Annotated in this window: 12 protein-coding genes and 1 rRNA gene; 1 reads left to right on the top strand and 12 read right to left on the bottom strand. The window is 69.5% G+C overall.

Going from position 1 to position 12,810, the window contains the following annotated elements:
* Position 1 precedes the first annotated feature (1 nt).
* The 8 genes from EV651_RS26430 to EV651_RS26395 all read right to left on the bottom strand — a co-directional run bounded on the left by EV651_RS26430 (position 2) and on the right by EV651_RS26395 (position 7,892).
* The gene (locus tag EV651_RS26430; RefSeq protein ID WP_133787956.1) at positions 2 to 949 is read right to left on the bottom strand and encodes a copper transporter; all 948 of its coding nucleotides are present in this window, start codon (positions 947 to 949) and stop codon (positions 2 to 4) included.
* The gene (steA, locus tag EV651_RS26425; RefSeq protein ID WP_133787955.1) at positions 946 to 2,127 is read right to left on the bottom strand and encodes a putative cytokinetic ring protein SteA; all 1,182 of its coding nucleotides are present in this window, start codon (positions 2,125 to 2,127) and stop codon (positions 946 to 948) included. Before steA ends, EV651_RS26430 begins: the two co-directional genes overlap by 4 nt.
* Before the next feature lie 109 nt (positions 2,128 to 2,236).
* Positions 2,237 to 3,967, bottom strand: coding sequence for a DNA repair protein RecN (recN, locus tag EV651_RS26420; protein ID WP_133787954.1), 1,731 nt, complete (start codon positions 3,965 to 3,967; stop codon positions 2,237 to 2,239).
* A 2-nt stretch (positions 3,968 to 3,969) separates the two neighbouring features.
* Positions 3,970 to 4,896 carry an NAD kinase gene (locus EV651_RS26415; RefSeq protein WP_133787953.1) on the bottom strand — a complete coding sequence of 309 codons (927 nt, stop codon included), beginning with the start codon at positions 4,894 to 4,896 and terminating at the stop codon, positions 3,970 to 3,972.
* A gap of 9 nt (positions 4,897 to 4,905) precedes the next feature.
* A complete protein-coding gene (locus EV651_RS26410; protein ID WP_133787952.1) occupies positions 4,906 to 5,721 on the bottom strand; it encodes a TlyA family RNA methyltransferase in 816 nt (271 codons plus the stop codon).
* A gap of 3 nt (positions 5,722 to 5,724) precedes the next feature.
* Entirely contained in the window at positions 5,725 to 6,189 is a 465-nt protein-coding gene (locus EV651_RS26405) for a hypothetical protein (protein WP_133787951.1), read from the bottom strand.
* Position 6,190: 1 nt separating this feature from the next.
* Complete coding sequence (locus EV651_RS26400; protein ID WP_133787950.1) at positions 6,191 to 6,697, bottom strand: phasin family protein; 507 nt, start codon at positions 6,695 to 6,697, stop codon at positions 6,191 to 6,193.
* Between the two features lie 88 nt (positions 6,698 to 6,785).
* Positions 6,786 to 7,892, bottom strand: a complete 1,107-nt coding sequence (locus EV651_RS26395) for an HAD-IIA family hydrolase (RefSeq protein WP_133787949.1) — start codon at positions 7,890 to 7,892, stop codon at positions 6,786 to 6,788.
* A gap of 24 nt (positions 7,893 to 7,916) precedes the next feature.
* Between EV651_RS26395 and EV651_RS26390 the strand changes: the two genes are divergently transcribed.
* On the top strand, positions 7,917 to 9,068 hold the full coding sequence (locus EV651_RS26390; RefSeq protein ID WP_133787948.1) for a DUF1015 family protein: 1,152 nt from the start codon (positions 7,917 to 7,919) through the stop codon (positions 9,066 to 9,068).
* A gap of 1 nt (position 9,069) precedes the next feature.
* Here the strand turns inward: EV651_RS26390 and EV651_RS26385 are convergent, their stop codons facing one another.
* From EV651_RS26385 to rrf, 4 genes are all read right to left on the bottom strand, one after another.
* The gene (locus EV651_RS26385) at positions 9,070 to 9,924 is read right to left on the bottom strand and encodes a CHAD domain-containing protein (protein WP_133787947.1); all 855 of its coding nucleotides are present in this window, start codon (positions 9,922 to 9,924) and stop codon (positions 9,070 to 9,072) included.
* A gap of 3 nt (positions 9,925 to 9,927) precedes the next feature.
* A complete protein-coding gene (locus EV651_RS26380) occupies positions 9,928 to 10,869 on the bottom strand; it encodes a hypothetical protein (RefSeq protein ID WP_238157204.1) in 942 nt (313 codons plus the stop codon).
* Positions 10,866 to 11,600: a hypothetical protein gene (locus EV651_RS26375; protein ID WP_133787946.1), complete on the bottom strand. Its 735-nt coding sequence runs from the start codon at positions 11,598 to 11,600 to the stop codon at positions 10,866 to 10,868. Before EV651_RS26375 ends, EV651_RS26380 begins: the two co-directional genes overlap by 4 nt.
* An 850-nt stretch (positions 11,601 to 12,450) precedes the next feature.
* Positions 12,451 to 12,568: ribosomal RNA gene (gene rrf, locus EV651_RS26365) — 5S ribosomal RNA — on the bottom strand.
* Positions 12,569 to 12,810: the final 242 nt, after the last annotated feature.

Genomic DNA, 12,810 nt, shown 5'->3' with positions numbered 1-12,810 from the left:
GTCAGTTGTCCTTCGTCTGTACGGCCGACGGCGCGACGCCGTTCTTCGCGTTGATCGCGCCGTACTGCCCCGCCTTGCCCTCCGCCTGCTCGACCAGCGAGAAGACGACGGTCGCCTGCCCGGCGGGGATGTCGGCCACGTCCACCGAAGAAACGATCTTGGTGGCCTCGGAGTCACTCCGCAAGGCCTTGATGATTCCGCCGTCGGCCGCGGTCTCCGGCGTCCCCGCGACCACGACGCCGGCGCTGCCGGTGTCCAGGCCCTCCAGGAAGTCGACGCTGTCGTTGTACGTCGAGTTGTCCGGCACCGGCGTCGGCGGCTTCGCCGCGATCACCACGACCAGCGTCGCGCGGTCCTTGATCTGCGACGGCTTCAGCGACAGCAGCTTCGCGCCGGTCATCCCGCTGATCACCTTGGTCGAGTCCGCGTCGCCGGTCTTGCCGTCCTCCTTGGCCGCGATCCCGCGAGCCAGCAGCAACCCGGCCCGCTGGTACGTCGTACTGTCCGTCGGGATCTGCATGTCCGCGGTGACCAGCTGATTGACCAGCGACTCGACCAACTGCCGCTGACCGGTGTCGAACAGCTTCGCGTCCAGCGCGACCTTCGTGGTCACGACGGCGCCGGCCTTCTCCACCTCGTCCTGCACGCTGTTGGTCAGGTCGTTGTCGGCACTCGGCATCGTGACGATCGCGATCTTCTTGTTCGCCAGCTTGCCGGTGGTCATCCCGGCGGTCACCTTGGCGACGTAGTCGTCGCGGTACTTGTCGAGCGCCTTCAGCTGCACCAGTTCCGTGCGGGCGTCGGACAGCTGCTGACGATCCTTCTCGGCCTGGCTCGCGACGAGTTCGCTGCCGGTGCCCTTCAGCGGTCCGGCGCCGAGCACCACACCGGCGCCCAGAGCGAAGAAGATCGCCACGATAGAGACGATGTGGTAGCGAAAGTCGATCACGTGAACAGCTCCCGGATCCAGTAGACGAAGTCGCTCCAGCGCGCCCGCAGGATCGACCAGACGACGTCGTCGGCCCCGATGGCGACCATCGCCATCCCGAGCGCGAACAGGCCGGCCGCCATCAAGGCGACCACCTGGAACGTCGAGACCCGGCTGCGGTACAGCCGGGAGACGCCCTTGGCGTCGACCAGCTTGGCACCGACCCGCAACCGGGTGATGAACGTGCTTGCCATGCCGGGGCGTCCCTTGTCGAGGAACTCCACCAGCGAGTTGTGGGTGCCGACCGCGACGATCAGCGAGGCACCCTTGGAGTCGGCCAGCAGCATGGCGATGTCCTCGCTGGTGCCGGCGGCCGGAAACTCGATCGATTCCACGCCGAGCCGCTCGAGCCGCTCGGCCCCGGGGGCGCGGCCGTCGCGGTACGCGTGCACGACCACCTCCGCGCCGCTCCGCAACGTCTCGTCCTTCACCGAGTCCATGTCGCCGAGGATCAGGTCCGGGACGTACCCGTTCTCGACCAGCGCGTCCGCACCGCCGTCGACCCCGATCAGCACCGGTCGGTACTCGCGGATGTACGACTTCAGCGCGACCAGGTCCTCGCGGTAGTCGTACCCGCGGACGACGATCAGGACGTGCTTGCCCTCCATCGGCGTGTGGATCGCCGGTACGCCGACACCGTCGAGCAGCAGGTCCTTCTCGCGACGCAGGTACTCGAGCGTGTTCGCGGTGAACGCCTCGAGCTGGGCGGACAGCCCGGCGCGGGCGTCGTCCATCAGCTCCGCGACCGACTTGCTGTCCTGGGCCATGCCCTTCGCGACCGCCTCGTGGCCGCGGTACAGCGTGGCGTCGTCGAGCCGGACCTGCTCGCCCTCGTGCAGGACCGAGAAGACCTCGCGACCGACGCCGTCGACGAGCGGGATGCCCGCCTCGACGAGGATCTCCGGACCGAGGTTCGGGTACCGTCCGCTGATCGAGTCGGCGACGTTCACCACCGCCGCGACCCGGCAGTCCACCAGGGCCTCGGCGCTGACGCGGTCCAGGTCGACGTGGTCGATGACGGCGATCTCACCCGGCTTGAGCCGTTTGGTGAGATTCTTGGTACGTCGATCCAGCCGGACCACTCCGGTGACACCGGGTAGTTCAGTGGGTCGTGCTCTCCGCAGGCTGGGCAGTTTCATCGCACCCTCATCCTGCCATGTCAAGAGCCCCTTCCCGGGCCATTTACCCGGCCCGGCCCTTGTTCACGCACCGAATTAACGGTGACTATGGGTGAATCGGCGCGTCAAATCATCCTTTGGAACGACTCTTCCGGCGCGGTTTGTGCCGTTCGGCGGCCAGTGCGAGCAGCTCCTCGGCGTGCGCCTGCGCGGCGTCGGAGTTCTCCAGGCCGGCCATCATCCGGGAGAGTTCCTTCAGCCGGGCGTCGTCGTCGAGCGCGATCAGACCGCTGGTGGTGACGGATCCGTCGTCGCTCTTCAGCACGACGGCATGACGGTCCGCGAACGCCGCGACCTGCGGCAGGTGCGTCACCACGATCACCTGGGTCTTCTCCGCCAGCCGGGCCAGCCGCTTGCCGACCTCGACCGCCGCGCGGCCGCCGATCCCGGCGTCGACCTCGTCGAACACCAGCGTGGGCACCGGGTGCGTGTCCGACAGGATCACCTCGAGCGCGAGCATCACCCGCGACAGCTCACCGCCGGACGCCGCCTTCTGCAGTGGGCGCGCCGGACTCCCCGGATTCGCCGCGAAGCAGAACTCGACCTCGTCGATACCGAACGGTCCGGCCGTGGTCTCGTGCACCTCGACCGACAGCTTCGCGTGCGGCATCGCCAGCCCGGTCAGCTCCTCGGACACCGCGACGCCGAGCCGTGCGGCCGCCTCGATCCGCGCTTCGCGCATCTGGTGGCCGAGGTCCGCGAGTTTCGCGTCCAGCTCGGCCAGCTCGGCCGTCAACTGCTCGACGCGCTCGTCGCTGCCGTCGAGCTCGGCGAGCCGCTCGGCCGACCGTTTGGTCCATTCGATGACCTCGTCGACCGTGCCGTGCTCAGCGCCGTACTTGCGAATCAGGTTGGTGAGCAACGCACGTCGCTCGCTCACCACAGCCAGCCGCGCCGGATCGGTGTCGACATCAGCGGCGTACGACGAGAGCTCCTGAGCCAGATCAGCCGCCAGGTAGCCGAGTTCTCCGGCGCGGTCGGCCAGCTCCGCGAGTTTCGCGTCGTGCTCGCGCTCTCCGTCGAGGACCTGTTTCGTCAACGCCAGCAGGCCGAGTACGTCGTTCGGCCGGGTGGAGTCGAGATCCTCCGACGCGAGCGCATCCGCCGCGTTCGTGGCCGCCGTACGCAGACCGTCCGCGTACGCGAGGCGATCTTCCTCGGCGGCGAGCTCGCTGTCCTCGCCCGGCAACGGCTCCGCCTTCGCGACCTCGTTCAGGCCGAACCGCAGCAGGTCCGCCTCGGCAAGGCGATCACGCTCGCGGGTGGTCAGCTCGGTCAGCTCGGCCTCGACCTCACGGTGCCGCTTGTAGGCGGCGGCGTACTCCTGCAGCGGCACCAGAACCGCCTTGCCCGCAAAGGTGTCCAGCGTTTCGCGCTGCCGCGCCGGCTGCAGCAACCGCCACTGGTCCGCCTGGCCGTGGATCGCGACAAGGTCGCCGGAGACTTCGGCCAGCACGGAAACGGGGACGGACGCGCCGCCGAGGAACGCCCGCGAACGGCCCTCCGACGACAGCTCGCGCGCGATCAGCAGCTCGTCGTCGTCCAGCTCGCCGCCACGGTCCTCGGCCTGCTGGACGATCGCCCGCGGTACGGCGCTCGCGCGGCCCTCCACGCGTGCCCGCCGCGTCCCGTGCCGTACCAGACCGCTGTCGGCACGGCCGCCGAGCAGCATGTTCACGCCGGTCACGACCATCGTCTTGCCGGCACCGGTCTCACCCGTGACCGCGGTGAATCCCGGGTCGAGGTCCAACGTCGCGTCCTCGATCACGCCCAGCCCGGTGATGCGGATCTCCGAAAGCATTGTCAGTTTCCGTTTCCGTTGCGTTTGCGCTCGGCGGCCCCACGCCAGCCGAGCACCGGGAGGTCGAACTTCGCCACCAGCCGGTCGGTGAACGGCGCCTCGTGGGCCCGGGCCAGCCGGACCGGCGTCGAACCCCGCCGTACCTGGATCTCGGCGCCGGGCGGCACCTCGACCATCCGCCGGCCGTCGCACCACAACACGCCGCGCCCGTGCCAGGACGGGACCAGCTCGATCGACAGCCGCGACGTCGGCGCCACCACGATCGGCCGGGAGAACAATGCGTGCGCGCTGAGCGGCACCATCAGGATGGCCTCGACCTCGGGCCAGACGATCGGTCCGCCCGCGGAGAAGGAGTACGCCGTACTTCCGGTCGGCGTCGCCACCACGACGCCGTCGCAGCCGTAGCGGGACAACGGGCGGTCGTCGACCTCGACCAGGACCTCGAGCATCTTCTCCCGGGCCGCCTTCTCGACGCTCGCCTCGTTCAGCGCCCAGGTCTCGAAGATCAGTTCGTCGTCCAGCCGTACGTCGACGGCCAGCGTCATCCGCTCCTCGACCGTGTAGCTGCGGTCCACCACGACCTGGACGATCCGCTCCAGGTCGTCGACCTCGGCCTCGGCCAGGAACCCGACGTGGCCCAGGTTCACCCCGAGCACCGGCGTACCGTGCGGGCGGGCCAGCTCGGCGCCGCGCAGGATGGAGCCGTCGCCGCCGAGCACCATGATCAGCTCGACGTCGTTCGCCGCCTTGTCCGGGTCGTCGACGATCTCCACCGGGTCGAGCTTGAGCTCCTCGGCCTCGCCGCCGAGCAGCCGGACCTGCATCCCGGCGCCGGTCAGCAACCGGTGCGCGTCGCGGGCAACCTCGACGGCCTCCTCGCGGCCGGTGTGCGTCACCAGCAGCACGCGCCGCGGCTCCTGCTCAGCCACCCTGCCTCCTTATTGCGGTCCGCTCTCGATCGCCGTTTGGAGCATCGTCTCATCGAGGGGCGGTGCTTCCCGCCGTATCCACAGGAAGTATTCGACATTTCCTGACGGTCCAGGTAATGGGCTGGCCGCTACGCCTTCGATTCCCCAGCCCAGAGCATGCGCCTTGGCGGCGACATTCCGGACCGCCTCGGCCCGCAGTTCGGGGTCCCGGACCACGCCGCCCTTGCCCAGCCGCTCCTTGCCGACCTCGAACTGCGGCTTCACCATCAGCACGAGCTCGCCGTCCGGCTTCACCACGCCGAGCAGCGCCGGCAGGACGAGCGTGAGCGAGATGAAGCTCAGGTCGCTGACCACGAGATCCACCGGTTCACCGCCGATGTCCTCGAGCGTCAGCGTCCGGACGTTGGTCCGGTCCATCACGGTGACCCGCTCGTCGGTCTGCAACGCCCACACCAACTGGCCGTACCCGACGTCGACGGCAATCACGTGCGCCGCCCCGTTGCGCAGCAGTACGTCGGTGAATCCGCCGGTGGACGCACCGGCGTCGAGCGCACGGCGGCCTTTGACCTGGACAGCCGGGAACGCTTCGAGGGCGCCGATCAGCTTGTGCGCGCCGCGGCTCGCGTAGCCGGGGTCCTCGTGCTCGGACGTGTCGACAACGATCGGGGCGTCCGCGCCGACACCAGTCGCGGGCTTGCCGGCAACGGTCCCGGAGACCTTCACCTTGCCGGCCGCGATCAGTTCGCTCGCGTGCTCACGGGAGCGCGCGAGCCCACGCCGTACCAGCTCGGCATCGAGCCGCGACCGCTTGACCCCCTTGGCCACTCGCTAGTTCCGGTCGCCCTGCTCGGCGTCGGCTTCGACCAACGCGGTCTGCAGCCGCTCGTGCAGGTCGGCGTACACCTCACCGTGCTCACTCACCGGCTTCTCCCGCAGCTCGTCCAGCCGAGCCATGGTCTCCTCGACCAGCGGATGACCGCCTTCCTCGGTCGACTCGTCGCTTGCCGGTTCCTCGTACGCCGGGTCTTCGGCGGAGCCTGCCTCGAAGGAGTGCTCGTACTCCTGGCCGGGCGCACGCGCGAACTCCGGGCCGAACTCGACCGCGGCGGGATCCACGTGCTCCGCTGTCTCCCGCACTGTCTCCTGCGCTGTCTCCTGGGCCGCGTCCTGGGCACCGGGCTCGGTGTCGTAGTCCGGATGCGACTGCGTCTCCTCGGACTGGTACGGGTCGAAGCCAGGCTCGACGTCCGGGTCCACGTCCGGTGGGAACTGCTCGCCGGGATGCTCGGTCATGTCAGGCCTTCTTCGCCGTCTTCTTGGCCGGAGCCGTCTTGGCCGCCTTGACCGCCGCCTGCTTCGCAGGTGCCGCTTTGGCCGCCTTCTTCGCGGCAGCCTTCTTCGCCGCGACCTTCTTCGCCGTGGGAATCGGGCCCGGCCCGTCCTCCAGCAGCGCGTCACCGGTCGGTGCAGCCACCGCCGGCGCAGCTGCAGCCCGCGCTTCGGCGAGTTCGGTCTCCAGGGTCTTGACCCGACGGGTCAGCGCCGCGACCTCCTCGGAGCGGACGAATCCGAGCCGCGCGACCGCACCCTCGACCTCGTTCGACACGATCGCCTGCAGCAGCTGGCGGTTGCTCTTGCTGGTGGCAACGATCTCGTCGGCCAGGTCACTCGCCTTCGTCGTCAGCGCGTCCGCCCCGGTCTGCTGCAGCAACGCCTTCGCAGCCGCCTGGGCCTTCTGCTTGGTGACCTCGGTCAACCCGTTCGCCAGCTGTACGTAGCCGCGCAGTGCGTCCATCACCATGACTGCCTCCTCGCATCGTTCCCAGCAACGGTATCGCCTCCCCGCCCCAACACCAGCCCGCCCCACGCTCGCGAGGCCTGAGGCAGGCCTACTTGTCGAGGCCGATGCGGTGGAGGGCCGCGTCCAGGGCGATGTCGTCGGCCGTCGGCGCGGGCTTCGGACGAGGCCGGCGGCCGCGCGCAGTGGCCTTGGCCGGCTTCGTGGGCTCGGCGGGGGCATCGACGGCGGCCCAGACCGCGGACAGGATCGCGCGAAGTCCGTCGTACGGCGCTCCTTCGCCCTTCACCGTGACCGCGTTGTTCACGACCTCGGCGGTCCACCCGGCCGACGTGTGCTTCGAGCCGTTGACCGTCACTCCGGGCTGCTTCTCGGCCAGGGCCCCGAGACCTGCGGCGATGTACGTCGGACGCTGGTGCTTCGGCGCCCGCGCCAGGTCGTAGGCGTCGTTGACGCCGGTCGCCACCCACAGACTCGCGATCCCGACCGCGTTCGCACCCTCGATGTCGGAGTCCAGCCGGTCCCCGATCATCAACGGGCGCTTGGCTTCCAGCCGTTCGATGCTCGTCTCCAGCAGCGGCGGCTCGGGCTTCCCGGCAACGACCGGGTCCACGTCGACCGCGGCCCGGACCGCCTGCACCAGCGTGCCGTTCCCCGGCGCCTTGCCGGCCGCGGTCGGAATCGTCAGGTCGAGGTTGGTCGCGAACCACTTCGCGCCCTCGTGGATCGCGTGCGCGCCGTCGGCGAGCATCACCCAGTTCACGTCCGGGTGGAAGCCCTGGACGACGGCGACCGGCCGCGCGTCACTGGTCCGCACCGGCGTCAGCCCGTACTCCTCGAGCGCGACGAACAACCCCTCGCCGCCGACCACGAGCACCGGTGATCCCTTCGGGAACTCGCTCGCGATCAGCTTCGCCGCCGCCTGTGCCGACGTCACCACGTCCTCGGCGATCACGTCCAGCCCGAACGACGCGAGGTGCTCGGCAACAATTCCGGCCGGCCGGCTCGCGTTGTTCGTGATGTACCCGATCCGCATGCCTTCCTTGGCGGCCTTGCGGAGGTACTCCGGCGCGTCGGGGACCGGGTCCGGCCCGACGTACACGACGCCGTCGAGGTCCAGCAGCGCCACGTCGTACCGAGTCGCGAGCGGTTCGTCACACGCCGAGAGCGGCTGCGGCGCCGTGCGTTCCGCGCTCACGCTTCACCCCGTACGATTCCGCGCATGCCGGATCCTCGGGGGGTGCTGAGACTCGAACCGCTGCGTGCGTGGCGGTTCGTGGCGGGCAAGGTCAGCGGGCTCGGCGCCGTCACCTCACCGCCGTACGACGTGCTGGAACCCGCCATCGTCCGGCGGCTGACTGATTCTGATCTGCACAACATGGTGAGGCTCATCCTTCCACGCGATCCGGACCTCGGTCGCGGCCGGTACGACGAACCCGCGCACCGGCTCGCAAGATGGCAGCGCGACGGTGTGGTGGTGCAGGACGAGCGGCCCGCGCTGTACGTGTACGAGCAGCGCCTGGGCAGCGCCGTACTGTGTGGACTGGTCGGCTCGCTGCGGCTGGACCCGACACGGCAAGTAGTGCTCCCGCACGAAGAGGTGATGCCGCACTGGGTCGAGGACCGGCTGCAGCTGATGGAGGCGACAGACGCCGACCTGGAGCCGATTCTGCTCGCGTACGCCGACGGTGGCGCGGCAAGTGATGCTGTGGACGCGGCACAGTCCGGTGAGCCCTGGGTGGAGGCCGAGACGTACAACGGCGCCGAGCACCGCATCTGGCGGATCGACGACCCAGAGGTGCTGGCGACGATCGAGCTGGAGCTGGCCAAACACGAGGCGGTCATCGCGGACGGTCATCACCGGTATGCGGCGTACCTGGAGCGCCAGCTCCGCGAGCCGTACCGGCAGACCGCAGAGGCCGGTCTGGCGATGCTGGTCGACTACATCCGGCACCCGCTGACGCTGGACCCGATCCACCGCGTCGTACCTGGTCTGGACCTGAGGACTGTGCAGTCACGTACGCCGGCCGGCTGGCAGATGCAGCCCGGTCGAGTGGAGGGCGATCCGGACCGCATCTCGATCACGGACGGCTCCAGCTGGCTGACTCTTCACACTGATTCCGAGGTGCCTACGGTGGCGCTGCTGCATGACGTGCTGTTTCCGGCGTGGGGGGTGGTCGAGGACGACCTCAGCTTCCACCACACGCTGTCAGACGCACTGGCGCTGGCCGGCCCTCAGCAGGTCGCTGTGGAGCTCGCAGCGCCCCGGATGGACCAGGTACTGCGTTCGGCCGCGCAAGGCGTCGTACTGCCACAGAAGGCCACCTCGTTCGGTCCGAAGCCGCGGGTGGGGCTGCTGTTCCGGACGCTCTGAGTCAGGGACGGTGGTAGAGGCTGAGGAACTGCTCGCGTAGGGGCTTGCGAGCGGCCCGGTGGCGCTCGGTGAGCCGTCCGAGGGTGAAGGAGAGCTCTGGGTCGTCCTGAGCTGCTGCGTCGACAGCCATGGCAGTTAGAGCGTCAGCCGCGGCGCAGTTGTCCTGGTGCTGTCCCAGGAGGTCTTGGTACGTCGCTGCGTGCGCTGCGGTCGTCCGCGCTTCGTCACCGAAGACGGCGGCGCTCGTGTCGGCGGCGTACCGGACACGCTTCGCCAGCAGCCGTACCTCGTGCCAGTCGTCGTCCGGAGTCCAGGGCTTGAGCTTGTCGGCTGCCTGGGTGAACCTCTCGGTGGCGGACCGGAGGAGCTGCGGAAGTACCTCGTTGCAGGGCTTTCCTGCCTTGGCGTTGAGGTCGGGAGCGGCTGCGACGGCCTCGATGGTGGTGAGCAGGTCCTTGGTGGACTCTCCCAGGACCACCTCGGCGGAGCGCGCCGCGGCGCGTTCCAGGCCGAGGGTGAGCGTGGTCAGGATCGTTTCGACGTGTTCCTGGTTGTCCTCGCTGGTAGCGGTTTCGCGGACCAGCGCCGCGATCACCTCCAGGTCCCGGGCCTCACCGCACGCCTGCGCGAGTGCGGCCAGGTCGGCTCGCAGTTCGGTCGCCCAGTCGCCGGCCAGCAGGTTGCGGAACAGCTTCAGATCGCTCCGCAACCGCCGGCAGGACACCCGTACCTGGTGGATCGCGTCGTCTTCGCCGTTCTCCACCATCCCGACAGACTTCTCGAGCCGCCGCGCCCCCTTGGCCAGCACGGTCCCCACCAACACCCCAACCGGCTGGTCCCCCGCCGCGCCCTCCACGCCCTACTCCCCGTCGCCCTTGGACTCCCCAACAACCTCGTCACCCTCGCGGCCAACCCCACCGGACGCCCCGGCATCACCGAGCCCTTCGTCGCCAAGCTCCTCGTCGGCGTCCACCAAGCCCGCGTCTTCCGTGTCAGCGTCTTCCACGTCGGCATCCACCTCGTCGGCATCCACCTCGTCGGCGTCGACCGCGTCGGTGTCGTCCCCGTCGGCGTTGTCCACGTCCAGGTCCGCGTCCTCGGCGGGTGCGTCTGTGGTTGTGTCGGTGTCTTCGTCCTCGAAGTACTCGTCGTCGACGACGGTGTCGTCCTCGTCGAGGTCGGTGAACTCGAGGCCCTCGAGCTCGGCAGCCCGCTCGGCCGCACCCGTCACACCGTCACCGTCGACGCCGGCCGCACGGTGGAACCAGACGAGCGCGTCATCGGTCCGCCCAGCCTCCGCCAACGCATCGGCATACGCGTACCGCAGCCGCGGCAGCCACTCGGCCCGCGTCCGCTTCGTCAGCTCCGGCACCTCGAGCATCTGGACCGCCGCCGCAGTCTGACCCTTGTCACGCCGCGCCCCGGCCGCCACGATCAGCAGCTCGACCTGCGTCGCCTCCGACACGTCATGAACGTGCTTGTCCTTGGTCAGCGCCAGCGCCTTGTCCGGCCGCCCGAGCGCCCGCTCGCAGTCGGCCATCATCGCGATGACCTCGTGGTTACCCGTCATCCGCCGTACGGCGCGGAACTCGGTGAGCGCCTCGTCGTAGTGCTCAGCCAGGTACGCCGTGATCGCCACAGCCTCCCGCACACCACCGAGCCGGGCCGCCAACCGCCGCGCGGTCCGGGCGTGCTGGTACGCCAGCTCCGGGTCGTCGTCGAGGAAACGCCCCGACGCCACCAGATGCTGCGCCACCAGATCCGCCAAGGTCCGCGGCAACGACCGCAGCTCAGCCTTCACCCCACGGTCGAGCTCAGCCCCCGTGATCCCTTCCGGAATCTTGGGATCATCGCGCCGCGGCCCAACCCGCTCCTCACGATCCTCCCGCCGAGGCCCACCCCGCCGCTCATCACGCCCACCGGTCCCACGCCGCTCGTCACGGCCACCGGCCCCACGCCGCTCGTCCCGCCCACCGGACGCACGCCGCTCGTCACGACCCTCGAACCCACGCCGCTCGCCGCGACCCTCGAAGCCACCACGCTCGTCCCGACCTCCGGAACGCCCACGCGCATCCCCGGCCGGACGCCCACGCGAGTCTCCCCGCTCATCCCGCCGGAACGGAGCACGCTCGCCCCGCCCAGGCCCACCGGCCCGAGCAGACCCACGAGCATCCCCACGCTCATCCCGCCGCCCCCCACGGTCGTCCCCCGCCCGCTCATCACGCCGGTACCCACCGCGCTCACCACGACGATCGTCCTGCCGGAACCCACCGCGCTCAGCGCCGCTCGCTCCGCCACGGTCATCCCGCCGATACCCGCCGCGGTCATCGCCCCCGCGATCGTCACGCCGGTACCCGCCGCGGTCGTCACGTCCGCGATCATCACGTCCGCCGTCCGCGCGCTCATCCCGCCGGTATCCACCGCGCTCACCACCGCGATCGTCACGACGGTATCCACCACCGCCACCACCGCCGGTGCCGCCACGGTCATCCCGCCGGTACCCGCCGCGGTCATCGCCACCGCGATCGTCACGACGGTACCCGCCGCGGTCATCACGACCCCGGTCGTCGCGGCCGCCGCGGTCGTCTCGCCGGGAGCCGGCTACGCCGCGTCCCGCACCAGGCCCGCGCCCCGAACCGCCCCGATCATCGCGCCGGTACCCGCCCGAGCGATCGTCCCGCCCACCCTGGCCGGACATCTGACCACCGAACGGGTCCCGCGCGGACTTGTCATCACCTCGAGAACCGACAAACCCACGCCTGTTCTCGGAAGAACTCTCGTCCCGATCCCGGTACGACGAATTGCCCGAGCCACCCGAACGCCCACCGGCAATCCCGCTTCGCCGGCTCGGCGCCCCACCACTGCGACCCGCAGAACCTCCGCGGCTACCACCGCCACCAGCACCGGACCCGCCACGCCCCGCACCAGAACCAGGACCAGAACGGCCGGCTCCAGAGCCAGAGCGACCCGTCCCGGAACCACCACGACCGGCCCCGGAGCCGGTCCAACCGGATCCAGAACCAGAACGACCGCCACCCGAGCCCGAACGACCCGCTCCAGAGCCCGAACGACCCGCTCCAGAGCCCGAACGGCCGGCGCCGGAGCCCGAGCGGCCGGACGAGTTCGAACGACCCGAGTCCGAGCGTCCACCACCGGACCCGCCTGAGCGGCCCGCCCCTCCGGATGAACCGCGTCGGTCCCCTGAACCGGACCGAGGATTGCGAGGTGGCGTGGCCACGGTGACTCCTAACGATGCTGAAGAGCAGTAATCGGACAAACGTTACCGCGCCGGCAGCGGGAGGTGACGTCCTGGTCGGCAGCCGCCGACCCTCCACAAATGTTAAGGGCCACCCCTTGCGGGGTGGCCCTTAACAGTGTGAATGTCCGGCGGCGTCCTACTCTCCCACGACCTCCCGGTCGCAGTACCATCGGCGCTGGCGGGCTTAACTTCCAGGTTCGGAATGGAGACTGGGTGTTTCCCCGACGCTATGGCCACCGAAACTCTATAGAAATATCAATCAAACACACACGAGCCGAAAGGCTGGGGTTTGACCGTATTCCGGGAACCGTACAGTGAACGCGAACATCGTTACGTAGCGCAGGCTTGCATAAACAAACACTATGTCTTCAAGGTCTGTTCCATCCATTGGATTCCAGTGGATGGGTGTGTGACAAGCCCTCGGCCTATTAGTACCAGTCAGCTCCACACCTTGCGGCGCTTCCACCTCTGGCCTATCAACCC

The organism is Kribbella sp. VKM Ac-2571 (genome assembly GCF_004362255.1).
In the GTDB taxonomy this organism is placed as follows: domain Bacteria; phylum Actinomycetota; class Actinomycetes; order Propionibacteriales; family Kribbellaceae; genus Kribbella; species Kribbella pratensis.
This window is presented reverse-complemented; position numbering and strand designations above follow the sequence as displayed.

Excerpts from the sequence above, each read along its gene's own strand:
- recN (WP_133787954.1), bottom strand. The coding sequence starts at position 3,967 with ATGCTTTCGGAGATCCGCATCACCGGGCTGGGCGTGATCGAGGACGCG.
- EV651_RS26400 (WP_133787950.1), bottom strand. The coding sequence starts at position 6,697 with ATGGTGATGGACGCACTGCGCGGCTACGTACAGCTGGCGAACGGGTTG.
- steA (WP_133787955.1), bottom strand. The coding sequence starts at position 2,127 with ATGAAACTGCCCAGCCTGCGGAGAGCACGACCCACTGAACTACCCGGT.
- EV651_RS26390 (WP_133787948.1), top strand. The coding sequence starts at position 7,917 with ATGCCGGATCCTCGGGGGGTGCTGAGACTCGAACCGCTGCGTGCGTGG.
- EV651_RS26405 (WP_133787951.1), bottom strand. The coding sequence starts at position 6,189 with ATGACCGAGCATCCCGGCGAGCAGTTCCCACCGGACGTGGACCCGGAC.